At 70.1% G+C, this 24,655-nt stretch carries 26 protein-coding genes; 10 read left to right on the forward strand and 16 right to left on the reverse strand.

What is annotated here, in order from left to right; all coding sequences use genetic code 11:
- The first annotated feature begins 67 nt into the window (after positions 1-67).
- Both A5730_RS06980 and A5730_RS06985 read left to right on the forward strand, forming a co-directional pair.
- Positions 68-643 carry a TetR/AcrR family transcriptional regulator gene (locus A5730_RS06980; protein WP_369829857.1) on the forward strand — a complete coding sequence of 192 codons (576 nt, stop codon included), beginning with the start codon at positions 68-70 and terminating at the stop codon, positions 641-643.
- Positions 640-1,152 (forward strand): GNAT family N-acetyltransferase, encoded by a 513-nt coding sequence (locus tag A5730_RS06985; RefSeq protein ID WP_067897426.1) that lies wholly within the window; start codon positions 640-642, stop codon positions 1,150-1,152. The genes A5730_RS06980 and A5730_RS06985 overlap by 4 nt, the downstream gene beginning before the upstream one ends.
- Here A5730_RS06985 and A5730_RS06990 read toward each other — a convergent pair.
- A complete protein-coding gene (locus A5730_RS06990; protein ID WP_067897429.1) occupies positions 1,139-2,599 on the reverse strand; it encodes an NAD(P)/FAD-dependent oxidoreductase in 1,461 nt (486 codons plus the stop codon). The two genes, A5730_RS06985 and A5730_RS06990, sit on opposite strands and share 14 nt — an antisense overlap.
- Positions 2,600-2,608: 9 nt before the next feature.
- Complete coding sequence (locus A5730_RS06995; protein WP_067897432.1) at positions 2,609-3,070, reverse strand: SRPBCC family protein; 462 nt, start codon at positions 3,068-3,070, stop codon at positions 2,609-2,611.
- 103 nt (positions 3,071-3,173) lie between these two features.
- Here A5730_RS06995 and ald point away from each other — a divergent pair, with 103 nt between their 5' ends.
- Entirely contained in the window at positions 3,174-4,289 is a 1,116-nt protein-coding gene (gene ald, locus A5730_RS07000) for an alanine dehydrogenase (protein WP_067897435.1), read from the forward strand.
- On the opposite strand, the gene A5730_RS07005 is transcribed toward ald, so the two are convergent.
- From A5730_RS07005 to rpsO, 4 genes are all read right to left on the reverse strand, one after another.
- Entirely contained in the window at positions 4,286-5,311 is a 1,026-nt protein-coding gene (locus A5730_RS07005) for a nitronate monooxygenase (protein ID WP_067897436.1), read from the reverse strand. The two genes, ald and A5730_RS07005, sit on opposite strands and share 4 nt — an antisense overlap.
- 4 nt (positions 5,312-5,315) lie before the next feature.
- Positions 5,316-6,671 (reverse strand): pitrilysin family protein, encoded by a 1,356-nt coding sequence (locus A5730_RS07010; protein ID WP_067897439.1) that lies wholly within the window; start codon positions 6,669-6,671, stop codon positions 5,316-5,318.
- A complete protein-coding gene (locus A5730_RS07015; protein ID WP_067897442.1) occupies positions 6,649-8,904 on the reverse strand; it encodes a polyribonucleotide nucleotidyltransferase in 2,256 nt (751 codons plus the stop codon). The genes A5730_RS07010 and A5730_RS07015 overlap by 23 nt, the downstream gene beginning before the upstream one ends.
- A gap of 339 nt (positions 8,905-9,243) precedes the next feature.
- Positions 9,244-9,513 (reverse strand): 30S ribosomal protein S15, encoded by a 270-nt coding sequence (gene rpsO / locus A5730_RS07020; RefSeq protein WP_055400345.1) that lies wholly within the window; start codon positions 9,511-9,513, stop codon positions 9,244-9,246.
- Between the two features lie 185 nt (positions 9,514-9,698).
- Here rpsO and A5730_RS07025 point away from each other — a divergent pair, with 185 nt between their 5' ends.
- Positions 9,699-10,037, forward strand: coding sequence for a helix-turn-helix transcriptional regulator (locus A5730_RS07025; protein WP_067897445.1), 339 nt, complete (start codon positions 9,699-9,701; stop codon positions 10,035-10,037).
- Between the two features lie 3 nt (positions 10,038-10,040).
- Positions 10,041-10,526, forward strand: coding sequence for an SRPBCC domain-containing protein (locus A5730_RS07030; RefSeq protein WP_067897448.1), 486 nt, complete (start codon positions 10,041-10,043; stop codon positions 10,524-10,526).
- A 113-nt stretch (positions 10,527-10,639) separates the two neighbouring features.
- On the opposite strand, the gene A5730_RS07035 is transcribed toward A5730_RS07030, so the two are convergent.
- Complete coding sequence (locus A5730_RS07035) at positions 10,640-11,611, reverse strand: bifunctional riboflavin kinase/FAD synthetase (RefSeq protein WP_067897452.1); 972 nt, start codon at positions 11,609-11,611, stop codon at positions 10,640-10,642.
- Between the two features lie 101 nt (positions 11,612-11,712).
- Between A5730_RS07035 and mntR the strand changes: the two genes are divergently transcribed.
- The gene (mntR, locus tag A5730_RS07040) at positions 11,713-12,405 is read left to right on the forward strand and encodes a manganese-binding transcriptional regulator MntR (protein WP_067897455.1); all 693 of its coding nucleotides are present in this window, start codon (positions 11,713-11,715) and stop codon (positions 12,403-12,405) included.
- 58 nt (positions 12,406-12,463) lie between these two features.
- Here the strand turns inward: mntR and A5730_RS07045 are convergent, their stop codons facing one another.
- From A5730_RS07045 to A5730_RS07060, 4 genes are read right to left on the reverse strand one after another with little or no spacing between them, the layout of a single operon-like run.
- On the reverse strand, positions 12,464-13,654 hold the full coding sequence (locus A5730_RS07045) for a lipid-transfer protein (RefSeq protein WP_067897458.1): 1,191 nt from the start codon (positions 13,652-13,654) through the stop codon (positions 12,464-12,466).
- Between the two features lie 37 nt (positions 13,655-13,691).
- Positions 13,692-14,579: a tRNA pseudouridine(55) synthase TruB gene (truB, locus tag A5730_RS07050; RefSeq protein ID WP_067897461.1), complete on the reverse strand. Its 888-nt coding sequence runs from the start codon at positions 14,577-14,579 to the stop codon at positions 13,692-13,694.
- Positions 14,576-15,256, reverse strand: coding sequence for a 4'-phosphopantetheinyl transferase (locus A5730_RS07055; protein ID WP_067897463.1), 681 nt, complete (start codon positions 15,254-15,256; stop codon positions 14,576-14,578). The genes truB and A5730_RS07055 overlap by 4 nt, the downstream gene beginning before the upstream one ends.
- Complete coding sequence (locus tag A5730_RS07060; protein ID WP_067897466.1) at positions 15,253-16,230, reverse strand: metallophosphoesterase; 978 nt, start codon at positions 16,228-16,230, stop codon at positions 15,253-15,255. Before A5730_RS07060 ends, A5730_RS07055 begins: the two co-directional genes overlap by 4 nt.
- Positions 16,231-16,376: 146 nt before the next feature.
- Here A5730_RS07060 and A5730_RS07065 point away from each other — a divergent pair, with 146 nt between their 5' ends.
- The gene (locus A5730_RS07065; RefSeq protein ID WP_067897469.1) at positions 16,377-16,955 is read left to right on the forward strand and encodes a DUF3558 domain-containing protein; all 579 of its coding nucleotides are present in this window, start codon (positions 16,377-16,379) and stop codon (positions 16,953-16,955) included.
- A 28-nt stretch (positions 16,956-16,983) separates the two neighbouring features.
- Complete coding sequence (locus A5730_RS07070; protein ID WP_067897472.1) at positions 16,984-18,699, forward strand: CocE/NonD family hydrolase; 1,716 nt, start codon at positions 16,984-16,986, stop codon at positions 18,697-18,699.
- Here A5730_RS07070 and A5730_RS07075 read toward each other — a convergent pair.
- Entirely contained in the window at positions 18,658-19,230 is a 573-nt protein-coding gene (locus tag A5730_RS07075) for a DUF1802 family protein (RefSeq protein ID WP_067897474.1), read from the reverse strand. The genes A5730_RS07070 and A5730_RS07075 overlap by 42 nt on opposite strands.
- The gene (locus A5730_RS07080) at positions 19,227-19,496 is read right to left on the reverse strand and encodes a DUF2277 family protein (RefSeq protein ID WP_067897477.1); all 270 of its coding nucleotides are present in this window, start codon (positions 19,494-19,496) and stop codon (positions 19,227-19,229) included. The genes A5730_RS07075 and A5730_RS07080 overlap by 4 nt, the downstream gene beginning before the upstream one ends.
- Before the next feature lie 44 nt (positions 19,497-19,540).
- On the opposite strand from A5730_RS07080, the gene A5730_RS07085 reads away from it, so the two are divergent.
- Both A5730_RS07085 and A5730_RS07090 read left to right on the forward strand, forming a co-directional pair.
- Entirely contained in the window at positions 19,541-20,290 is a 750-nt protein-coding gene (locus A5730_RS07085; RefSeq protein WP_067897480.1) for an enoyl-CoA hydratase, read from the forward strand.
- 50 nt (positions 20,291-20,340) lie between these two features.
- Positions 20,341-20,916 carry a hypothetical protein gene (locus A5730_RS07090; RefSeq protein ID WP_067897537.1) on the forward strand — a complete coding sequence of 192 codons (576 nt, stop codon included), beginning with the start codon at positions 20,341-20,343 and terminating at the stop codon, positions 20,914-20,916.
- A gap of 25 nt (positions 20,917-20,941) precedes the next feature.
- On the opposite strand, the gene A5730_RS07095 is transcribed toward A5730_RS07090, so the two are convergent.
- The 3 genes from A5730_RS07095 to infB all read right to left on the reverse strand — a co-directional run.
- Entirely contained in the window at positions 20,942-21,952 is a 1,011-nt protein-coding gene (locus A5730_RS07095) for a bifunctional oligoribonuclease/PAP phosphatase NrnA (RefSeq protein ID WP_067897482.1), read from the reverse strand.
- Entirely contained in the window at positions 21,927-22,406 is a 480-nt protein-coding gene (gene rbfA / locus A5730_RS07100) for a 30S ribosome-binding factor RbfA (RefSeq protein WP_055400380.1), read from the reverse strand. Before rbfA ends, A5730_RS07095 begins: the two co-directional genes overlap by 26 nt.
- A 51-nt stretch (positions 22,407-22,457) precedes the next feature.
- Positions 22,458-24,655: translation initiation factor IF-2 (infB, locus tag A5730_RS07105; protein ID WP_082946733.1), on the reverse strand; the 2,198-nt coding region annotated here is incomplete at its 5' end.

Genomic DNA, 24,655 nt, shown 5'->3' on the forward strand with positions numbered 1-24,655 from the left:
GCAGGTCAGCGGGTCCGGAACCGTGAACCGGCGCCCCAACCGACGTGGCAACGCCACGCGGGAGAGCATGCTCGAGGCCGCGCTCAAGTCGTTGGCCTCCGGCGACCCGGGCTCGGTGTCGGCCAATCGCATCGCCAAGGACATCGGCGCCACCTGGGGCGCGGTGCAGTACCAGTTCGGCGACACCGACGGGTTTTGGGCGGCGGTGCTGCACCGCACCGCCGAGCGCCGCGCCGCGACCTTTTCAACGCTGTCGACGCCCGTCTCGCAGCACGCGCCCCTGCGTGAGCGGGTGGGCGCCATCATCGACACCCTCTACGACGGGTTGGCCTCGCCTGATTCCCGCGCGATCGAGAACCTGCGGGCCGCGCTCCCCCGCGACCCCGACGAGCTCGAGCGCCTGTTTCCGCGCACCGCCGCCGAGCTGTTCTCCTGGGGCAAGAGCTGGCTGGAAACCTGCCAGCACGCCTTTGCCGGGCTGGACGTCGACCCGGACCGGGTGCGCGAGGTGGCCGCGCTGATCCCCGGCGCGATGCGCGGGTTGGTCTCCGAGCGCCAGCTCGGCTCGTACGCGGACCTGGACATGGCGCGGCGCGGCCTGACCAACGCGCTGGCCGCCTACCTGGAGCCAACCCGCCGGTGACCGACGGCGGCATCACGATCCGCCGCGCCGGACCGAACGACTTCGCCCGGGTCGCCGAAATGCATTATCCGGTCTGGCGGCAGTCGTGGACGGGCGTGCTGCCGGATTCCACCCTCGACGTACTCGGATCACCGCGGCGCTGGGCCATCCTGGCGTATCCGCGGCTCCTGCAGCGCCGCGACTGGAGCATGTGGGTCGCCGAATTCGGTTCGGCCACAATCGGTATGACCATCTTCGGGCCAAACCTCGCGAATCCCGAACAGGTCGAACTCGACTCGCTGTACATCGCGGCGGACCACCAACGCCACGGCGTCGGCGGCCGGCTGCTCGGCACTGCCCTGACCGAAAGCCCTCCTGGCGACGTCGTCTTGTGGTGCGCCGAACGCAATACGCGGGCGCGAATCTTCTACGAGACGAACGGCTTTCGCGCCGACGGCCGCACCCTGGACTGGGAGCCGCTGCCCGGCGTGAAGGTCCCCCACCTGGGCTACCGGCTCACCCGGCGGTGACCTCCCGGCGCAAGTCGTATTGGCCGAGATCGGTGTTCGCCAGCATGGCGCGGTGTTCGCCCGGCGTGAAGGGCCAGACCTCGGGCACCCCGTCCTTGTTCAGGTACCAGCTCTGGCAACCGGTGGTCCACACCGTGTCGGGCATCGCCGCGCGCAGCCTGGCGTTGAAGTTCTCGGTCGCGGGCCACGTCGGTTCCACCGTGTCGAATTCGCCTCGGCGCCAACGCTGGATCCAGCGCAGTATGTGATCGGCCTGCGATTCGGCGACGGTGGTGAGCGCGAGATTGCCGACCGGGCTGTGCGGCCCCAGCATCATGAAGAAGTTCGGGAAGCCCGGCAGCGCCACCGTCTGGTAGGCCCGCGGACCGTCGCGCCACACGTCGTCGGCGGCGATGCCGTCGCGGCCGATCAGCCGCATCGGCCGGAAGAAAGCGTGGGTGTCGAACCCGGTGGCCAGCACGATGATGTCGGCCTCGTGCAGGATTCCGTCGGCGGTCACGATGCCGCGACGCTCCACGTGGTCGATGGCGGCGGTGACCAGTTCGACGTCGTCGCGCTGCACGGCGCGGTAGAAGCCATTGGACATCACCAGCCGTTTGCACATCGGCGTGTAGTCGGGCGTCAGCGCGCGGCGCGACTCGGGGTCGCGGACCTCGCGCAGGCTGGCCCGGCACAGCGCGCCCATGATCTTGCGGCGCAGCCCCGGCTTGGTGAGCCCGACGGCGAAGGTGTCGTAGCCGAAGCTGTAGCACCGGTAGGCCAGCCGGTCGAGCCAGCCCCACCTGTCGTGGGTGAGGTGGGTGAGCCTGCTGTAGCGGGGGTTGGGCAGCCGCAGCACCCACTGCGCGGTGCGCTGGAAGAGCAGCACCCGGCCCGCCACCCCGGCCAGGCCGCAGACGAGTTGCACGCCCGTCGACCCGTTGCCGATGACGGCAACCCGCCGGCCGCGCAATTCGACGGAGTGATCCCACCGCGCCGAGTGAAAAGCGTGTCCACCGAAGTCCTCCAGGCCGGGGATCGACGGCAGGCGCGGGTGATGGAGCACGCCGGTGGCGCAGATCAGGAAGTCGACGGTCGACTCTTCGCCGGCGTTCGTGCGCAGCCGCCAGCGACCGCCCTCGAATCGCGCGCTGACGATCTCCGTGCCGAACCGGATGCGGTCGCGCAGCCCGAACTTCTCGGCGACGCCGCGGAAGTAATCCTGGATTTCACCGCCGGGCGAGAACACGTGCGACCAGTTGGGGTTGTGAGCGAACGTGTACTGGTAGACGCGCGACGGGATGTCGCAGACCAGGCCGGGGTAGGTGTTCTCCCGCCAGGTCCCGCCGACCTCGTCGGCCTTCTCGTAGACGGTGACGTCGGTTATCCCGCTGCGCAGCAACGCAATTGCGACGCATATCCCCGACATGCCCGCTCCGACGACGGCTACGGCCGGGTCGCGTCGCATGCCGGCCGGCTACTCGGACTCGGCGCGCTGCTTGAGGCGCTGCAGGGTGAGCCGGATGTGTTCGGAGTTGGCCGCCACCCGATCCGGGACGCCGGTGGCCTTGCCGGCGATTTTGCGAAACCAGGCGGGCCTGCGATCCCAGGTGCTTTCGGTGACCCGGCAACCGCCGTCGGTCGCGACGATGTCGTACTGCCAGCGCGCGATCGGGAGCATCGAGTGCCGGACGTCGAACGCGAAGATCCGGCCCGGTTCCGCGTCGGTGACGGTGCACTTGGTGCTCCAGCGCCGTTTGGCGCTTTCGTTGTGCCCGGTGAACACCGCCCCGGGGCGCGCCGCATCGCCTTGGCGCCACTCCATGGCGACCGCCTCCTCGGCGAACGACGCGAGCGTCGGCAGGTCGGTGATGAGCCGATACACCAGGTCGGGACCGGCGGCGACCTGCACGGAGGCCGTCACGGACGGGTCGGTCATTGGGCGATCATAGCCAGCGCGCGGGTGGTTTCACCCTCGATTGCGGGCAGGCGGAACTTTCCCCACACTTGAGGGCGAACCTTCGCAAAAGCTAGGGGCAGCCATGCGAGTCGGCGTACCGACCGAGACCAAGGTCAACGAGTTCAGGGTTGCCATCACGCCCGCCGGCGTCGCCGAACTGACCCGACGCGGGCACGAGGTGCTCGTCCAGGCCGGTGCCGGTGAGGGCTCGTCCATTCCCGACGAGGAGTTCAAGTCGGCGGGCGCCCAACTGGCCGACTCGGCCGAACAGGTCTGGGCCGAGGCCGATCTGCTACTGAAGGTGAAGGAACCGATCGCGGCCGAGTACGGCCTGCTGCGCTCGCGTCAGGTGCTGTTCACCTATCTGCACCTGGCCGCCTCGCGCGCCTGCACCGACGCGCTATTGGCCTCGGGCACAACGTCTATCGCGTATGAGACCGTGCAGACGCCCGACGGCGCCCTACCGCTGCTGGCCCCGATGAGCGAGGTCGCCGGCCGGCTGTCGGCGCAGGTCGGCGCCTACCACCTGATGCGGACCCACGGCGGCCGCGGCGTGCTGATGGGCGGGGTGCCGGGCGTGAAGCCCGCCGACGTCGTGGTGATCGGCGCCGGCACCGCCGGTTACAACGCCGCCCGGGTCGCGAACGGGATGGGCGCCAGCGTCACGGTTCTCGACGTCAACATCAACAAGCTTCGGCTGCTCGACGCCGAGTTCGGCGGGCAGGTCCGCACGCGCTATTCGTCGGCGTACGAGCTCGAGGGCACCGTCACCCGGGCCGACCTGCTGATCGGCGCGGTGCTGCTGCCGGGCGGCAAGGCCCCGGAACTGGTTTCGAATGCGCTTGTCGCGCAGATGAAACCGGGTGCGGTGCTGGTCGACATCTCCATCGACCAGGGTGGTTGCTTCGCCGATTCCCGGCCCACCACGCACGACGACCCGACCTTCGCGGTGCACGACACGCAGTTCTACTGCGTGGCGAACATGCCCAGCGCGGTGCCCAAGACGTCGACCGTGGCGCTGACCAACGCGACCATGCCGTACGTGCTCGAACTCGCCGACCGCGGCTGGCAGGCCGCCTGCCGATCGGATCCGGCTCTGGCGCAAGGCCTTTCGACGCATGACGGCGCGCTGCTGTGCGGGCGGGTGGCCGCCGACCTGAATCTGCCGTTCACCGATCCGGCGAGCGTGCTGGCCTAGTCCGCCTCCACCAGGCTGGCGATGATGTCGGCCGCCGGCCCGGCCTGGGCCTCTTTGAACGACGTTCCGGCCCACAGGGGTATGCCGTTGGGGTCCTCCAGGGCGGCGGCCGCCTCCCGGATCGGCGAGGTCATCTGGTTGACCTCGGGGTAGCCCAGCGGCGCCACGTTGTCGAGCAGTCGGGTGAAGTTGTTCTCCAGGCCGCGCGCGTACCGGCCCGAGAACGCCCGCGTGACGACGGTGGTCCCGAAGACGGGATTCTTCAGGGCGGTGCGGTGCGCGGTGCTGGTGCCCGCCTCGTCGCTGAGCAGCAGCGCGGTGCCGACCTGGGCCGCCACCGCGCCCCGGTGCAGCACGGCGGCGACGTCCCGGGCGTTGCCCAGGCCACCGGCGGCCACGACCGGGACGTCATGCGCGTGGCGGATGCGGTCGATCAGGTGGTGTAGCGACTCGCCGCTGGGCTCCATGTCGGGCGCGAAGGTGCCCCGGTGCCCACCCGCGTCGGGACCCTGCGCGATCAGGCTGTCCGCACCGGCGGCGACGGCCACCCCCGCCTCGTACGCCGAGGTCACCGTGACCATCACCAGCAGACCCTGCGCCCCCAGGCGGCGGATCACATCGGGCGGCGGGACGCCGAAGGTGAACGACACCAGCTCGGGCCGCATGTCGGCCACCACCTCGAGCTTGCGCTCCCAGTCGTCGTCGTCACCGTATTCCGGATGGCCGACCTCGACCTGGTAGTAGTCGGCGATCTCTTCGAGTTCTTCGGCGTAGTAGTCCAGCGCCACCCAGTCGGCGACGCTGGGTTGCGGGACGAACAGGTTGACGCCCAGCGGGCCGGTGGTCGCGGCGCGGGCGGCGGCGATGTCCTCGGCGAACCGCTCCGCGCTCCGGTGGCCGCCGGGCACGAAGCCCAGCCCACCCGCGTTGGACACCGCCGCGGCCAGTTCCGGCGTGCCCGGTCCGCCGGCCATCGGCGCACCCACGATGGGCACCATGATGTCCCAAAAGCCCAGTACCACGGGCCTAATTTACCATCGCCCGAAGTTGTTGGGGCAGTGACCGTTTGGAGGCGTACGGGCCCAGCACGGCGGCGCCGTACGGCTGGCTGAGCAGCCGGCGGGCCACCGCGTTGACCTCCTCGACGGTCACCTGGTCGATCTGGCGCAGGGTGTGTTCGATGCTGCGGTGCTCGCCGTAGTTCAGTTCGTTGCGGCCCAGCCGGCTCATCCGGGAGCTGGAATCCTCCAGGCCCAGGACGAGCCCGCCGCGCAACGAGCCTTTGGCGATGCGGCACTCCGCCTCGGTGATGCCGTCGCGGGCAACCGATTCGAGGACCTCGTTGGTCACCTGCATCACCTCGGCGAACCGCTCCGGCTGGCACGCGGCATAGACGGACAGCGCACCGCTGTCGGCAAAGATGTCCACCGTCGAGTAGACCGAGTAGGCCAGCCCGCGCAGCTCGCGAACCTCTTGGAACAGACGGGAACTCAGGCCGCCACCGAGTGCGCTGTGCAGCACCGACAGCGCCCAGCGATGCCGCCAGCTACGCCCCGGCGTGCGCACCCCGAGCGAGAGATGCGTCTGCTCGGCGTCGCGGTTGCCCAACATCAGCCGGGGCCGTCCGGTCACCCGCCCGGCACCCTTGCGCGGGGCGATCGGCCGGCGGCCGCGGACCAGGTGCGGCCCGAAGTGCTCGCGCACCAGCGCGACCACCTGGTCGTGGTCGACGTTGCCGGCCACCGCGACCACCATGCGTTCGGGCGTGTAGCGCCGCACGTGAAACGAGTGCAGCTGGGTCCGGGTCATCGCCGACACCGACCGCGCGGTGCCGATCACCGGCCGGCCCACCGGGTGGTCACCGAACATCGCGCCCAGGAACATGTCCCCCAGCGCGTCCTCGGGGTCGTCGTCGCGCATCGCGATCTCTTCGAGCACCACGTCGCGCTCCAGCTCGACGTCCTCGGCGGCGCACCGGCCGTTGAGCACCACGTCGGCAACCAGGTCGACCGCCAGCTCGAGATCGCTGTCGAGCACGTGCGCGTAGTAGCAGGTGTGCTCCTTGGCGGTGAAGGCGTTCAACTCCCCGCCGACCGCGTCCATCGCCTGCGCGATGTCCACGGCGCTGCGGGTCGGGGTCGACTTGAACAGCAGATGCTCGAGGAAGTGCGCCGCCCCCGCCACGGTGGCGCCTTCGTCGCGCGATCCAACGCCTACCCAGACCCCGACGGAGGCCGACCGCACCGCCGGCAGGTACTCGGTGACGACCCGCAGCCCGCCCGGAAGCGTGCTGCGCCGCAGGGCGGTCGAGGGTTCGGCCTCGAGGGTCTGCTCGCCGCGGCGCAGGGCCGCGGCGCGGTCAGCTGCTGGTGGTCGCGGCATCGGCAGGGGCGGCCGCCGGGGCGTCGGCAGGGGCCGAGCTGTCTTCCTCCACCAACACCAGCGAGATCTTGCCCCGCTTGTCGATGTCGGCGATCTCGACCCGCAGTTTGTCGCCGACGTTCACCACGTCCTCGACCTTCGCGATGCGCTTGCCCTTGCCCAGCTTGGAGATGTGGACCAGGCCGTCGCGACCCGGCAACAGCGACACGAACGCGCCGAAATCCGTTGTCTTGACCACGGTTCCGAGGAACCGCTCGCCCACGGTCGGCAGCTGCGGGTTGGCGATGGCGTTGATCCGGTCGATCGCGGCCTGCGCCGAGGGCCCGTCGGTGGCGCCGACGAACACGGTGCCGTCGTCCTCGATGGAGATCTGCGCGCCGGTCTCCTCGGTGATGGCGTTGATGACCTTGCCCTTGGGGCCGATCACCTCGCCGATCTTGTCCACCGGGACCTTGATGGTGGTGACTCGCGGCGCGTACGGGCTCATCTCGTCGGGCCCGTCGATCGCCTCGGCCATCACCTCGAGGATGGTCAGCCGGGCGTCCTTGGCCTGCGCGAGCGCACCCGCGAGCACCTGGGAGGGAATGCCGTCGAGCTTGGTGTCCAGCTGCAGCGCGGTGACGATGTCCTTGGTGCCGGCGCACTTGAAGTCCATGTCGCCGAACGCGTCCTCGGCGCCCAGGATGTCGGTCAGCGTGACGAAGCGGCGCTCCGTCTTGCCGTCAACCTCGACGTCGTCGGAAACCAGGCCCATCGCGATGCCGGCCACCGGCGCCTTCAGCGGCACACCGGCGTTCAGCAGCGCCAAGGTGGACGCACAGACCGATCCCATCGACGTCGAGCCGTTGGAGCTCAGCGCCTCCGAGACCTGGCGGATGGCGTACGGGAACTCCTCGACGCTGGGCAGCACCGGGATCAGGGCCCGCTCGGCCAGGGCGCCGTGGCCGATCTCGCGGCGCTTGGGCGAACCCACCCGGCCGGTCTCACCGGTCGAATACGGCGGGAAGTTGTAATGGTGCATGTAGCGCTTTGAGGTTTCCGGTCCCAGCGAGTCGATCTGCTGGGCCATCTTCACCATGTCCAGCGTGGTGACACCCATGATCTGGGTCTCGCCGCGCTCGAACAGCGCGCTGCCGTGCGCCCGCGGCACCACGGCGACCTCGGCGCTCAGCGCGCGGATGTCGGTGATGCCGCGGCCGTCGATGCGGAAGTGGTCGGTCAGGATGCGCTGGCGGACCAGCTTCTTGGTCAGCGAGCGGAACGCGGCGCTGACCTCCTTCTCGCGGCCCTCGTAGGTCTCGGCGAGCCGCGCCACCACCTCCGCCTTCAGCTCGTCGGTGCGGGCGTCGCGCTCGGCCTTGCCACCGATGGTCAGCGCCTTGGCCAGCTCGTCGGTGGCCACCGAGGCCACCGAGTAGTACACGTCGTCGCCGTAATCCGGGAACGTCGGGTAGTCGCTGGTGGGCTTGGCAGCCGCGCCGGCCAGCTCCTCCTGCGCGGTGCACAGCACCGCGATGAACGGCTTGGCGGCCTCCAGGCCTTCGGCCACAACGGTTTCCGTCGGCGCCTGGGCGCCGCCCTCCACGAGCTCGATGACCTTCTCGGTGGCCTCGGCCTCGACCATCATGATGGCGACGTCCCCGTCGACCTTCCGGCCGGCGACCACCATGTCGAAGACGGCGCGCTCAAGCTGCTCCACGGTCGGGAACGCGACCCACTGGCCGTCGATCAGCGCGACCCGCACACCACCGACGGGGCCGGAGAACGGCAGGCCGGCCAGCTGTGTGGAGGCGGACGCGGCGTTGATCGCGACCACGTCGTACAGGTCGTTGGGGTCCAGGCTGAGGATCGTCACCACGACCTGGATCTCGTTGCGCAGGCCGTTGACGAACGACGGGCGCAGCGGCCGGTCGATAAGCCGGCAGGTCAGGATCGCGTCCGTGGAGGGCCGGCCCTCGCGACGGAAGAACGAGCCGGGGATGCGGCCCGCGGCGTACATCCGCTCCTCGACGTCCACGGTCAGCGGGAAGAAGTCGAAGTGTTCCTTGGGGTTCTTGCTGGCGGTGGTCGCCGACAGCAGCATGTTCTCGTCGTCGAGGTAGGCGACGACGGCGCCGGCGGCCTGCTGGGCCAGCCGGCCGGTCTCGAAGCGGATGGTGCGGGTGCCGAAGCTCCCGTTGTCGATGGTGGCGGTGGACTCGAAGACGCCTTCTTCAATTTCAGCGACAGACATAGGTGTCCGTACAGCCTCTCTGGGTATTCAGCTTTTTCGCGTCGTCACGCGCAGGTAACCCGAGAGCTTCCTAAGAGCGGAAAGAGCCTGAATGCGGCTACGGCCATCGATCGAAGCGGCCGAGAAGCTCCAGATCCGGAGAGCCCGGCAGCCACTACCGAAGACCGCCCGATACAGACTGGGCTGCTCCCGTGTGACGTGCACAATGACACGCTGGAACGGCACACGCGGATCTGCGTAGCCGCACCGTTTGCTCGGGCCGAACCGGCCCAGAACGCTCCCACTCTACACTGGCGGGCTTGGCCCGCCAGCAGGGCGGAAGGATTGCGATTGCGGGCCTCAGCGGCGCAGGCCGAGGCGCTCGACCAGCGAGCGGTACCGCTCGACGTCGATCTGGGCGACGTACTTGAGCAGCCGGCGGCGGCGACCGACCAGCAGGAGCAGCCCCCGCCGGGAGTGGTGATCGTGCTTGTGCACCTTCAGGTGCTCGGTCAGGTCGGCGATCCGCTTGGTCAGCAGCGCGACCTGCGCCTCCGGCGAACCGGTGTCGGTTTCATGCAGGCCGTATGTGCCCAGGATTTCTTTTTTCTGCTCGGCGGTCAGCGCCACGAATACATCTCCATCAATCGGTGCCGCGAAAGGTGTCGAAAGGTGTCGTGCGTGGCCGCCGCGGACTGCAGCACACGCCGGGAGAGTCTATCAGCGGCTGTCATGTCCGCTGAAATCGCAGGCCAGGGCCGCCGGCTTGACAACATACAACCGATTGGTTGTATGTTGTTCCCGTGACCGTAGATGTGACCGTAGACGAGGAGGACCGGGTAGACGCCCTGTTCCACGCGCTCGCCGACCGAACCCGGCGCGACATCATGCGCCGGACGCTCGCCGGGGAGCACTCGGTTTCCAGGCTCGCGTGCAAGTACGACATGAGCTTTGCGGCGGTGCAGAAGCACGTCGTCGTGCTCGAAAAGGCCGGCCTGATCACCAAACGCCGCAGCGGCCGCGAGCAGTTGGCCAGCGGTGACGTGACCGCCGTGCGCTCGGTGGCGGCCATGCTCACCGAACTCGAACTCCTGTGGCGCGATCGCATCGCTCGCATCGACGAGCTCATCTCATCCGACCCCAAGGAGGACTGAACCATGCCCGTGACCGGTGTCCAGCACGATCCCGAGAACCTGACGCTGACCATCACCGCGGAGTTCGCCGCACCGGTGGAGCGCATCTGGCAGGTCTACGCCGATCCCCGCCAGCTGGAGAAGGTGTGGGGACCGCCGTCCTGCCCGGCGACCGTCGTCGACCACAGCCTGACGCCCGGAAGCCGCACGACGTACTACATGACCGGTCCGGACGGCGAGAAATACGCCGGCTACTGGCAGATCACCGCCGTCGACGCGCCGAGAAGCTTCTCCTTCGACGACGGCTTCGCCGACTCGGACTTCAACCCCAACCCTGGGCTGCCGGTCTCCAAGCACGTGTACACCTTCGCCGCGCACGACGGCGGCACTCGCGCGACCTACGTGAGCACGTATGAGTCCGCCGAGGCGCTGCAGCAGGTGCTGGACATGGGCGTGGTCGAGGGCGCCACGTCGGCCATCAACCAGATCGACGATCTGGTCGCTGCCTGACGGGGTCTGATGGTGGCGACCCGCAGCGCCCGGCTACGCCGCGCTTGCGATCGCCGGGTCTGATGGTGGCGACCCGCAGCGCCCGGCTACGCCGCGCTTGCGATCGCCACTGCTCACTCGGCGAGCAGCCCGCGGGCGCGCTCGGTGTCCTTGCCCATCGCGTCGATCAGGTCCTTCACCGAGTCGAACCTCTTCTGCCCGCGGATGCGCGCGATGAAGTCCAGCGCCACGTACTGGCCGTACAGGTCGGCGTCGGTGTCCAGGACGAACGCCTCGACGGTGCGGGTGCGGCCGGAGAAGGTGGGGTTGGTGCCGACGGACACCGCGGCCTGGTAGCGCTCGCCCGGGACGACGGTGCCGGTCACCGGCCCGTGCCCGAGCAGGGTGAACCAGGCGGCGTACACGCCGTCGGCCGGGATGGCCGAGTACATCGGCGGCGCCACGTTGGCGGTGGGAAAGCCCAGCTCCATGCCTCGGCCCTCGCCGCGCACGACCACCCCCTCGACGCGGTGCGGGCGGCCCAGCGCGTCGGCGGCCGCCACCACGTCGCCGGCGTCGACGCAGGACCGGATGTAGGTGGAGGAGAACGTCACCGTCTCGTTGCTGTGGTGTTCGGAGAGCAGCGACATCGACTCCACCGCGAACCCGAAGCGTTCACCGGCGCGCCGCAGGGTCTCGACGTTGCCGGCGGCCTTCTTGCCGAAGGTGAAGTTCTCCCCCACCACCACCTCGACGACGTGCAGGTGCTCCACCAGCAGCTCGTGGACGTAGCGCTCCGGGGTGAGCTTCATGAAATCGCTGGTGAACGGCATCACCAGGAAGACGTCGATGCCCAGCTCCTCGACCAGCTCGGCGCGCCGCGTCAGCGTCGTCAGCTGCGCCGGGTGGCTGCCCGGGTAGACCACTTCCATCGGGTGCGGGTCGAACGTCATCAGCACGGTCGGCACGTTGCGCGCGCGACCGGCCTTAACCGCATGCGCGATGAGCTCCGCGTGGCCCCGGTGCACGCCATCGAATACGCCGATGGTGAGCACGCATCTGCCCCAGTCCGTGGGAATCTCATCCTGGCCGCGCCACCGCTGCACGATGGTTAGCCTACGGCGCCCGGCGATCCACCGGGAGATCCGTACGGACGAGGGTGGCGAGGAGCACACGACCAGGCCCGGGTTGCCTAAACTTTCTCGTTGTGAAGGCTGACGAAGAGCGTGGCGGTCTCACCGCCGTCGGCCAGGACTACCTCAAAGCGATCTGGAACGCCCAGGAGTGGTCGGTGGAGAAGGTCAGCACCAAGATGCTGGCCGAGAAGATCGGGGTGTCGGCCAGCACCGCGTCGGAGTCGATTCGCAAACTCGCCGAGCAGGGCCTGGTCGACCACGAGAAGTACGGCGCCGTGAGCCTGACTGAGGCCGGCCGGCGGGCGGCGCTGGCCATGGTGCGCCGGCATCGACTGCTGGAGACGTTCCTGGTCAACGAGCTTGGCTACGGCTGGGACGAAGTGCACGACGAGGCCGAGGTGCTCGAGCACGCGGTGTCCGACCGGCTGGTCGCCCGCATCGACGCCAAGCTGGGGTTCCCGCAACGCGACCCGCACGGCGACCCGATCCCGGCCTCGGACGGGCAGGTGCCCACGCCGCCGGCCCGCCAGCTGTGGGCGTGCGACGAGGGGGACGCCGGGACGGTCGCCCGCATCTCCGACGCCGACCCGCAGATGCTGCGCTACTTCGCCGACGTCGGGATCAACCTGGACTCGCGGCTGCGGGTGCTGACCCGGCGGGAGTTCGCCGGGATGATCTCGGTGGCCATCTCCGCCGGCGACGGCGCGGAGTCGACCGTCGACCTGGGCAGCCCGGCGGCCAGGGCGATCTGGGTGGTGGGCTAGCGGCGATCGCAAGCGCGGCGAAGCCGGGCGCTGCGGGTCGCCGCCATTGGGCTCGCCCCTAGCGCTCGGCCCGCTGATACGCGGTGACGACGGCAGCGCCGCCCAGCCCGATGTTGTGCTGCAGCGCGGCGTTGACGCCCTCGACCTGACGCTTGTCGGCGGCGCCGCGCAGCTGCCACGTCAGCTCGGCGCACTGCGCCAGCCCGGTCGCGCCCAGCGGGTGACCCTTCGAGATCAAACCGCCCGAGGGGTTGACCACCCACCGCCCGCCGTAGGTGGTGTCGCCGTTGTCGATCAGCTTGGGCGCCTCCCCCGGGCCGCACAGCCCCAGCGCCTCGTACAGCAGCAACTCGTTGGCCGAGAAGCAGTCGTGCAGCTCGATGACCTGGAAATCCTCGGGGCCCAGCCCGGACTGGTCGTAAACCTGTTGCGCGGCTTGGACATTCATGTCGTAGCCGATCAGGTTCTTGGCGCTGCCGTCGAAGGTGGAGGCGAAGTCGGTGGTCATGGCCTGCCCGACGATCTCCACCGCGCGGCCGGCCAGCCCGTGGCGATCGACGAAGCCCTCCGAGGCCAGGATCGCTGCGCCGGAGCCGTCGGAGGTGGGCGAGCACTGCAGCTTGGTCAGCGGGTCGGAGATCATCCGGGCCGCCAGGATGTCGTCGAGCGTGTAGGACTCCTGGAACTGCGCGAACGGGTTGTTGACCGAGTGCTTGTGGTTCTTGTAGCCGATCTTGGCGAAATGCTCTGCGGTGCTGCCATATTGGCGCATGTGCTCGCGGCCGGCCGCGCCGAACATCCACGGCGCGACGGGCATGGCGAACTCGTCGATCTCGGCCATGGCCTTGACGTGCTTGCCCATCGGCGATTCGCGGTCCTGGGCGCCCCCGCCGAGGGGGCCGGGCTGCATCTTCTCGAAGCCGAGCGCGATGGCGCAGTCGACGATGCCGCCGCGGATGGCCTGCGCCGCCAGGAACAGCGCGGTCGAACCGGTCGAGCAGTTGTTGTTGACGTTGACGATCGGAATGCCGGTCATGCCCAGCTCGTAGAGCGCCCGCTGCCCGGACGTGGAATCGCCGGCGACGTAGCCGACGTAGCCCTGCTGCACCTCGCGGTAGTCGATCCCCGCGTCGGCCAGCGCGTTGGTGCCGGACTCGCGCGCCATGTCGGGGTAGTCCCAGCCTTCCCGGCGGCCCGGTTTCTCGAATTTCGTCATGCCGACGCCGACGACGTAAACCTTGTTAGACATCTTTGTCCCTTTCCACAGGCCGCGACTTCCGGTCAGCCTATTCCTCGAGCGTCGCCGGGCGGATCACCACCACCGACTTGGTCTTCGCACCCTCGTCGCGCAGCAGCGCGACCACCCTGCCGGCGGCGTCGCAGGCGGCGTAGACGCCGGCGATGCCGGCCGGCGCGAGCGGCCGGCCGTTGGCCGTCGCCTCGGCCTCCGCGGCCGTCAGGTCGCGCCGCGGAAAGATCAGCAGGCACGCCTCGTCCAGCGTCAGGGACAGCCCGGGCGCCTCGGTCAGCTCGTCGAGCGTGCGGGCCTGCTCCAGCGTGAAGCGGCCGACCCGGGTGCGCCGCAACGCCGTCAGGTGCCCGCCCACCCCGAGCGCGGCGCCGACGTCGCGGGCGAGCGCCCGAATGTAGGTGCCCGACGAGCAGTCGACCTCCACGTCGACGTCGACGAACCGACCGTCGGATCGGACGTCGCACACCTCGAACCGATCGATGCGCACCGGCCGGGCCTCGAGTTCGACGGCCTGTCCCTCGCGCACCAGCCGGTAGGCGCGCCGGCCGGCCACCTTGATCGCGCTGACCGCCGACGGCACCTGCTCGATGTCACCGCGCAGGGCGGCGACCGCTTCGGCGATCTGCTCGTGCGTCAGGTGCGCGGCCGAAATGCTTTGCAGCACTTCCCCTTCGGCGTCCTCGGTGGACGTGGTCTGGCCGAGCCGGATGGTGGCGGCGTATGACTTGGAGGCCGCCGTCAACAGGCCCAGGATCTTGGTGGCGCGGTCGACGCCGACCACCAGCACGCCAGTGGCCATGGGATCCAGCGTCCCCGCGTGGCCCACCCGGCGGGTGGCGAAGATGCGACGGCAGCGGCCCACCACGTCGTGACTGGTCATCCCGGCCGGCTTGTCGACGACGACGATGCCCGGACCGCTCATAGCACGATGGCGGTCAGCACCAGCCCCCGCTCGACCGACCACCGGCCCCGCAGCGCGGTCAGCGGTTCGCCATCGAGGGCCTGGCCGTCGATCAGGATCTTGGACACGAACACCCCGGTGGTCGCGCCGTCGGGCGGGTCGAGGTCGAACACGATGTGGGCGTCCTCGAAACCCAGCCAGCGCTTGGTCAATGGGAACCAGGCCTTGTACGTTGCCTCCTTGGCGCAGAACAGGATTCGGTCCCAGTGCAGGCCCACGGGCAACGACGCCAGCTCGTGGCGCTCCTCGGGCAGGCTGATCGCGTTCAGCACGCCGTCGGGCAACACGTCGTGCGGTTCGGCGTCGATGCCCACCGAGCGCACCGCGTCGGTGCGGCCCACGACCGCACCGCGGTAGCCGGTGCAATGGGTCAGGCTGCCCACCACGCCGTCGGGCCAGCACGGTTCGCCCTTCTCGCCCTTGAGGATCGGCACCGGCGGCAGGCCGAGCTCGCCCATCGCGACGCGCGCGCAGTGCCTGACGGTGATGAACTCGTTGCGCCGCTTGGCGACCGACTTGGCGATCAGCGGCTCCTCCTCGGGCAGCGGGGCCAGGTCGGGCGGATCGGAATACAGCTCCGAATAGGCCAATTCGTCCACGTCCGGGAGCACCGAGGAGACCAGCTTTTCCTCGGTCATCGGGATTGCCGCTGCCGCAACCGTTCCCGGAACTGCGCGGCCTGCTGCCGCATCTCGGGAGTGATCTCGAAGTGGCCGCCGAAGTCGTTGAGGTAACCCGGCGCGTATTGCGGGTCGGGCAGCACCTGGCGCAGCCAGCTGTGCGGCTTGCGGCGCCGCCACTCGCGCGGGTAGCCCACCGACACCTCCTCGAAGCGCACGTCGTCGTACCAGGTGGTGCGCGGGATGTGCAGGTGGCCGTAGACCGAGCAGACGGCGTTGTAGCGGGTGTGCCAGTCGGCGGTCTTGGTGGTTCCGCACCACAGCGAGAACTCCGGGTAGAACAGCGCGTCGCACGGCTCGCGGACCAGCGGGAAATGGTTGACCAGGACGGTCGGCGTCATCCAGTCGAGTTGCTCGAGCCGGGCCCGCGTGCTGGCGAGCCGCTCCCGGCACCAGGCATCCCGGGTCGGGTAGGGCTCCGACGAGAGCAGGAATTCGTCGGTGGCCACGACGTTGCGCTCCCGCGCGATGGTCAGGCCCTCGGCTTTGCTGGTCGCCCCCTCGGGCAAGAAGCTGTAGTCGTAGAGCAAGAACATCGGCACGATCGTCGCCGGGCCGCCCCGCTCGGTCCACACCGGGAACGGATGCTCGGGCGTGACGACGCCCATCTCGTCGCACATGTGGACGAGGTAGTCGTAGCGGGCCTTGCCGAAGATCTGCACCGGGTCCCGCGTCGTGGTCCACAACTCGTGGTTGCCGGGCACCCAGATCACCTTGGCGAATCGCCGGCGCAGCAGGTCAAGGGCCCACCGGATCTCGTCGGTGCGTTCGGCGACGTCGCCGGCGACGATCAGCCAGTCGTCGGGCGAGGACGGGTGCAGCGATTCGGTGACCGGCTTGTTGCCCAGGTGGCCGGTGTGCAGGTCGGAGACGGCCCACAGCGTCGGTTGCCCCCCGTTGGGCGATTCGTGCCCCGCATTTTGACCAGCCACGATTAACCAGACTAATGACCCGCGGCCGCGGGCCGGTCGGGACGGGCCCTTGCCCGCGGCATTAGAACGTGTTCTTGTTTCACTGTGACCGTGCCAACCCGACTTGTACACTCCCGGCAAGGAGCGCCGAGCCGTCAGGGGGTGTCGTGTTCGCCAAGGTGCGTCTGATCGGGGCGGTCGGTGCCCTGATCGCAGCGGCCGTCGCAGGAACGGCGGGGTGGCACGGCGCCGCGCCGGCGAGCGGCGGGCCGGTCGAGCTGCGCTCGACCGCGGCTCCGATGGAAACCACGATGAAGAGCCCGATCGTGGCCACCACCGACCCGCGCCCCTTCGACGCGTGCGAGGACATCCCGTTCGATGCGCTCCAGCGGCTCGGGCTGGCGTTTACCCCGCCGGAGCACGAAGACGGCCTGCGCTGCCACTTCGACGCGGGCAACTATCAGGTGGCGGTCGAACCCATCATCTGGCGCACCTACGAGGAGACGCTGCCCCCCGACGCCGTCGAGACCACCATCGCCGGCCACCGGGCCGCCCAGTACTGGGTGCTCAAGCCGACCTATCACAACAGCTACTGGTATTACTCCTGCATGGTCGTGTTCAAGACCAGCTACGGCGTGCTGCAGCAGGCGCTCTACTACTCGACCGTCTACTCCAACCCCGAGGTGGACTGCATGTCCACCAACCTGCAGCGCGCCAACGACCTGGCGCCGTACTACAAGTTCTGACGGCGGGCCGGGCCTTAGCCTGGGCACCGTGAGTATCACCTCGACGCGACCCGCCCAGCCCGCGCTGCACGCCCTGCGCCACGTCGGCGGCAAGGCTCTCGGCCGGCTGCTGGGCCTGCCGCCCGCCACGACCGACTACACCGTGCAACGCCTCCGGGTGCCCATGCGCGACGGGGTCGACCTGGTGGCCGACCACTACGCGCCGAACACCGCTTCCCCCGCCGGCACCCTGCTGGTCCGCGGGCCCTACGGACGGGCCTTCCCGTTCTCCCTGGTGTACGGCGCGCTGTACGCGGCGCGCGGCTACCACGTGGTGCTGCAGAGCGTGCGCGGCACGTTCGGATCGGGCGGGGAATTCGAGCCGATGGCCAACGAGGTCGCCGACGGCGCCGACACCGCGGCCTGGCTGCGCGAGCAGACCTGGTTCACCGGCCGCTTCGCCACCATCGGGCTGTCGTACCTCGGCTACACCCAGTGGGCGCTGCTGACCGATCCACCGCCGGAGCTGGCCGCGGCCGTCATCACCGTCGGGCCGCACGACTTCAACGAATCCAGTTGGGGCACCGGCTCGTTCGCGATCAACGACTTCCTGGGCTGGAGCGACATGGTTGCCCACCAGGAGGACCCGGTGCGCGCCCGGTCGGCGCTGCGCCAGCTGCGCGTCCGGCGCGACGTGGCGCGGGCGGCCCTCGGGCTGCCGGTGGGCGAGTCGGCCCGGGCGCTGCTCGGGGCGGGTGCGCCGTGGTTCGAGTCGTGGCTCGAGCACACCGACCGCGACGATCCGTTCTGGGACGCGCTGCGCTGCGGCGACGCGCTGGACCGCGTCGACGTGCCGGTGCTGCTGATCAGCGGCTGGCAGGACATCTTCGTGCGGCAGACGCTGCAGCAGTACCGGCGGCTGCGGGCCCGCGGCGTCGACGTCGCGCTCACCATGGGCCCGTGGACCCACACTCAGATGCTCACCAGCGGGCTGAGCACCGGCGTGCGGGAGACGCTCGATTGGCTGGGCACCCACCTGGGCGGGGCACCCGCCCGGCGCCCGAGCCGGGTGCACGTTTGTGTCACCGGCCAGGGTTGGCGCAACGTCGCCGACTGGCCGCCCGCCACCACCGAGCGCGCGCTCTACCTGCGGCCCGGCGGCCACCTGGGCGAGACGGCGCCGACGGGCCTGCCGCGGCTGGCGCCGGCGACCTTCCGCTACGACCCCTCCGACCCGACGCCCACCACCGGCGGCCCGTTGCTGTCGCCGGACGGCGGTTACCGCGACGACAGCCGGCTCGCGACGCGCGACGACGTGCTGGCCTTCACCAGCCTCACCCTCACGCATGACTTGTGCGTCTACGGCGGCCCGGTCGTCGAGCTGGTGCACGGCGCCGACACGCCCCACGTCGACCTGTTCGTCCGGGTGAGCGAGGTCGACGCCAACGGCCGGTCCAAGAACGTCAGCGAGGGCTACCGGCGGCTGGACAACGCCGTCAAGAACTCGAAGAAATCCGTCCGGGTCGAACTCGACGGCACCGCCCACCGCTTCCGCGCCGGGTCGCGCATCCGCGTGCTGATCGCCGGCGCCTGGTTTCCCCGCTACGCGCGCAACCTGGGCACCGACGAGCCGATCCTGACCGGCCGGCAGTCCAGGCCCGCCACCCACACTGTGCGCTACGGCCGCTCCCGGCTGCTGCTGCCGGTCGGCCCGCCGGACCTGTCAGCCAACGGCTCCGCGGACGCGGTCGGCGACCTCGGTTAGGGCCGCGCCGTCGCACACCGGCGGCGCCAGCGGCGGCCGCACCGGCAGCTCCACCCAGCTCTTGCAGCCGCCGTATTCGGGTGTGCGGGTGATCGTCACCGGCTCGAGGAACGGGTGCACGGACACCACCAGCACGGCGAGCTTGTGCTTAGGACGGAAGTCGAGCCGGTCGGCGCGCACCGATTCGGCCGTCCAGATGTGCAGGTCCTCTATCGAGCCAAGGCCTTCGGGCCGGTTAACCGCCACGGCCGCAACGACTTTCGCGGCCGCCCTGAGCACCAAGCGATCCCCGGTGCTGTCGACGGCGGCCGCCTCCAGCAGGTCGCGATGCTCGGGCCGCACCCGCTCGAAGTGGCTGTGCGCGACCGTCGGGAACAGCAGGAACTCGCTGGCGGCCAGTTCGAAGCGCTTCTCCCCAATGCCGCCCTTGCGCAGCAGCACCCGCTGGCGACCGTCCAGCAGGGCGTGCACGACGGCGCTCCACTCCTTGAGCGCGGGCGTCGTGAGGGGGGTGGTGGCCGTTCGGGTCATTGCGCCCCGGCCAGCCGGGCGATCACTTCGGGCCGGCGCAGCGGCGGGACGGTCTTCGGCGGCTGGCGCCGCGGGGGCAGCGCCGCCAACAACCGCGTGGTCGTCTCGGTGACCTCGGCGACGGCGGCCTCGAAGGCCTCGGCGTTCGCCGCCGACGGCCGGGTGATCCCGCTGACCTTGCGCACGTATTGGCGCGCGGCGGCCGCGATCTCCTCGGCGGTGGCCGCCGGATCCAGCCCGCGCAGCTCGGTGATGTTCCTGCACATGGGATCCACGATAGGCGCCGCCAGCCACCCTCTACGGTGAACACATGACCGATGACATCCTGCTGATCGAAACCGACGAGCGGGTGCGCACGCTGACCCTGAACCGGCCGCAGTCCCGCAACGCCCTGTCTTCGGCGCTACGGGACCGGTTCTTCGGGGCCCTGGCCGACGCGGAAACCGACGACGACGTCGACGTCGTCATCGTCACCGGCACCGATCCCGTGTTCTGCGCGGGACTGGATCTCAAGGAGCTGGGCGGGTCCTCGGCGCTGCCGGACATCTCCCCGCGGTGGCCGGCGCTGAGTAAGCCGGTGATCGGCGCGATCAACGGCGCCGCGGTCACCGGCGGGCTGGAGCTGGCGCTGTACTGCGACATCCTGATCGCCTCGGAGAACGCCCGATTCGCCGACACGCACGCCCGCGTCGGCCTGTTGCCCACGTGGGGGCTCAGCGTGCGGCTGCCTCAGAAGGTGGGCGTCGGCCTGGCCCGCCGGATGAGCATGACCGGGGACTACCTGTCCGCCGCCGACGCGCTGCGCGCCGGGCTGGTGACCGAGGTGGTGGCGCACGAGGCACTGTTGAGCACGGCGCGCCAGGTGGCCGCCTCCATCGTCGGCAACAACCAGGACGCGGTGCGCGCGCTGCTGTCGTCCTATCACCGGATAGACGACGCGCAGACCAGCGGCGGGCTGTGGCTCGAGGCCATGGCCGCCCGCCAGTTCCGGACCAGCGGCGACGACATCGCGGCCAACCGCGACGCGGTGCTGCAGCGCGGCCGGGCCCAGGTGCGTTGATTGGCGCCGGTGCGGCCACGCCGGTCGCGGCCAACCCCTACCATCAGCTGATGCGTGCGGTTGTGGACGTCACAGTGCGGGCGCTCGCGGGCGCCCTGGTGCTCGCGGGTGCGATGGCGATACCGGCGCCGCGCGCGGCCGCGGAGCCGCCGGGGTTTCCAAACCTGGACGGTTTCGCGCCCGTCCCGGCGGACGGCTTCCTGGTTAGCTCCGGGCCGGGCACCGCGCCCCGGATCAGCTTCTCCACTCCGTACGCCCTGGCCTGCGACTTCTATGGCGGCCCGGCGCCGGCGCCGCAGCCGTCGCAGGACATCAAGTGCAAGGGCGATATGCCCGGGATCGACGACGTCCCGGTCCTCGGCGGGCGCCCGCACCCGGGCGATTGCCTGGTGGGCTCCGCCGAATTCAAGGGACCCGGCTACCAGCTGAGCCGCATGTCCTTCGGCGGCTGCGACGGCAACCCAACTGCGCTAGCGCCGGGCGGCAAGCTGCTGGGCGCCGGTCAGAAGTTGACCCACCTGAACGTCACGTGCGCCGTCGGGGCCGACAACCTGGTCGCCTGCCTGGACACCACCAGCGGGGACCACGGGTTCGTGCTGCAGCGCTCGGGCAGCTGGGCGTTCTAGCCCACGGCGTTTCAGCCCAGGGCAATCAGCCCAGCGCGGCGAGCAACGACGCCACCGCGTCGTCGATCGGGCCGCTCGTCGAGTAACCGGCGGCCAGTCGGTGGCCGCCGCCGCCGAAGGCGGACGCGACCGCCGCCAGGTCCACGTCGGCCTTGGCCCGCATCGACACCGACCACTGTTGGGGGTCGACTTCCTTGAACACCGCGGCCACCTCGGCCTGCTGCGTGGTGCGCACGATGTCGACGATGCTTTCCACTTCCTCGGCCCGCGAAGTGACCCAATCCTGGTGCCCCACAACGGCATACACCAGGCCGCGGCCGCCGACCGCGTCGGGCAGCAGGTGCGCCGAGCCCAGCACGCGGGACAGCAGCGGCAGCCAGGTGAACGGGTGGCTGTCCATCAGCGTTCGGCTGATCTCGGCGTTGTCGACGCCGGTATCCACCAGCCGGGCCGCCAGCCGAAGCGCGCGGGCGCTGGCCCAGCGGAAGGATCCGGTGTCGGTCGTCAGGCCGGCGTAGATGCAGTGCGCCACGTCCGGGTCGATCGGCTTGTCCCACGCGTCGAGGATGTCGGCGATCATCATCGTGGTCGAATCAGCCGACACGTCAACGAAGTTGGCGGTGCCGAACAGTTGGTTGGTGGCGTGGTGGTCGATCACCAGCACCTCGCGGCCGGGGCCGGCCAGATCGCTCAGCGCACCCAACCGCTTGACGCTCGGAACGTCAACGGTGACAACCAGATCCACGTCGCGCCGCATCGCCTCCGCGCCGACCAGCAGCGAGCACCCGGGCAGGGACGCCAGGGAGTCGGGCAGCAGCGCAGGCTCGGCGAAACCGACCTCGACGCTCTTGCCGCACTTGTCCAGGACCAAAGCCAGGGCCAAACCCGCGCCGATCGTGTCGGCGTCGGGGTGCACGTGGGCGACCACCGCGACAGTCTCGGCGCCGGAGAGCAAGTCGACCGCGCCGTGGGCGTCGACGCGTGCCCCGGCTCCCGCGGCGCGGGACAGCTCAGTCTTCGCGTCGGTCGTCGTCACCGTTGTCCTTATACACCTCGCTGGGCCCGCTGTCGCGGTATGGGTCGGCCTCCCCGGCCGGCTTGGCCCCTGAGCGAACCCGCGCCAGGTCGGCGTCCGCCGCGCGGGCGCGCGCCAGCAGCTCGTCCATCCGCTGCACGGTGTCCAGCGTGGTGTCGCGGGTGAAGGTCAGCGTGGGCGTGAAGCGCACACCGGTGCCCGCCCCCACCATCGTGCGCAGCGCACCCTTGGCCCGTTCCAGCGCGGCCGACGCGGCGGCGTAGTCCGGCTCGTCGTCCAGGGTGCGGCCCATCACGGTGTAGAACACCGTCGCATCGTGCAGGTCCGCGGTGACCTTCGTGTCGACGATGGTCACCCCGTCCAGCCCGGGATCTTTGATCTCGAATTCGATCGCCGAGGCGACGATCGTGTTGATGCGTTTGGCCAGACGGCGCGCCCTTGCGGGGTCAGGCACTTTGATTCACCGCCTTCTCCTCATCACTTCGTTCTGCATCGTCGGCGGTGGTCAGGAGCGCTCCTTCTCGACGAGCTCGTACGACTCGATGATGTCGCCTTCCTTGATGTCGTTGTAGCCCAGCGTCATACCGCACTCGAAGCCCTCGCGGACCTCGGTCACGTCGTCCTTCTCCCGCCGCAGCGAGGTGATCGTCAGGTTGTCGGCGACCACGATGTTGTCCCGCAGCAGCCGGGCCTTCGCGTTGCGGCGCACCACACCCGAGCTGATCATGCAGCCGGCGATGATGCCGACCTTCGAGGACCGGAAGATCGCGCGGATCTCGGCGCGACCCAGCTGGCTCTCCTCGTAGATGGGCTTGAGCATGCCGCGCAGGGCCTTCTCGATGTCGTCGATCGCCTGGTAGATCACCGAGTAGTAGCGGATCTCGACGCCCTCGCGGTTGGCCAGCTCCGTCGCCTTGCCCTCGGCGCGCACGTTGAAGCCGATGATCACCGCGTCCGACGCCGACGCCAGGTTGACGTTGGTTTCGGTGATGCCACCGACGCCGCGGTCGATGACGCGCAGCTCCACCTCGTCGTCGACCTGGATGCCCATCAGGGCCTCCTCGAGCGCCTCGACCGTACCGGCGTTGTCGCCCTTGAGGATCAGGTTCAGCTGGCTGGTTTCCTTCAGCGCCGAGTCCAGGTCCTCCAGGCTGATCCGCTTGCGGGACCGGGCCGCCAGCGCGTTGCGCTTGCGGGCGCTGCGCCGGTCGGCGATCTGGCGGGCGATGCGGTCCTCGTCGACGACCAGGAAGTTGTCGCCGGCGCCCGGCACCGAGGTGAAGCCGATGACCTGCACCGGCCGCGACGGCAGCGCCTCCTCGACGTCTTCGCCGTGCTCGTCGACCATGCGGCGGACGCGACCGTACGCGTCGCCGGCCACCACGGAGTCACCGACGCGCAGCGTGCCGCGCTGAACCAGCACCGTGGCCACCGGGCCGCGCCCGCGGTCCAGGTGCGCCTCGATCGCCACACCCTGGGCCTCCATGTCGGGGTTGGCCCGCAGGTCCAGGGCGGCGTCGGCGGTCAGCAACACCGCCTCCTCGAGCGCCTTGATGTTGGTGCCCTCCTTGGCGGAGATGTCGACGAACATCGTGTCGCCACCGAAATCCTCTGCCACCAAACCGTATTCGGTGAGCTGGCCGCGAATCTTGGCCGGGTCGGCGCCCTCCTTGTCGATCTTGTTGACGGCCACCACGATCGGCACGTCGGCCGCCTGCGCGTGGTTGATGGCCTCCACCGTCTGCGGCATGACGCCGTCGTCGGCGGCGACCACCAGGATCGCGATGTCGGTGGCCTTCGCGCCGCGGGCACGCATGGCGGTGAACGCCTCGTGACCCGGGGTGTCGATGAAGGTGATCGGCCGCTCTTCGCCGTCGAGCTCGACCGACACCTGGTAGGCGCCGATGTGCTGGGTGATGCCACCCGCCTCGGCCTCGCGCACGCTGGCGTTCCGGATGGTGTCCAGCAGCCGGGTTTTACCGTGGTCGACGTGACCCATGACGGTCACCACCGGCGGCCGGGTCTGCAGGTCTTCCTCGGTGCCCTCGTCCTCGCCATAGGTGAGGTCGAAGGATTCCAGCAGCTCGCGGTCCTCGTCCTCCGGGCTGACGACCTGGACGACGTAGTTCATCTCGCTGCCCAGCAGCTCGAGCGTCTCGTCGCCGACCGACTGGGTGGCCGTCACCATCTCGCCGAGGTTGAACAGCGCCTGCACCAGCGAGGCCGGGTTGGCGTTGATCTTGTCGGCGAAGTCCGACAGCGACGCGCCGCGGGCCAGCCGGATGGTCTCGCCGTTGCCGTGCGGCAACCGCACGCCGCCGACGACCGGCGCCTGCATGTTCTCGTACTCGGCGCGTTTCGCCCGCTTGGACTTGCGCCCGCGCCGGGGCGCACCACCGGGACGGCCGAACGCGCCGGCCGCGCCGCCGCGCTGACCGGGGCGGCCACCGCCGCCACCGCCGCCGGGGCGACCGCGGAAACCGCCCGCACCGCCGCCGCCACCGGGCGGGGCCCCAACTCCACCGCCACCGCGGTAGTTGCCGCCGCCGCCGTCACGACCGCCGGGCCCGCCGGGTCGGCCACCGCCGGGCCGCGGGGCGCCGGGCCGGGCGGGGCGGCCCTGACCAGCGGCGCGGCCCGGACGGGGCGGCATGTTGCCGGGCGAGGCGCCCGGACGCGCGCCGCCGGGCCGGGGCGCCCCGG

Origin of the sequence: Mycobacterium sp. ACS4054 (genome assembly GCF_001667275.1) — a bacterium.
In the GTDB taxonomy this organism is placed as follows: domain Bacteria; phylum Actinomycetota; class Actinomycetes; order Mycobacteriales; family Mycobacteriaceae; genus Mycobacterium.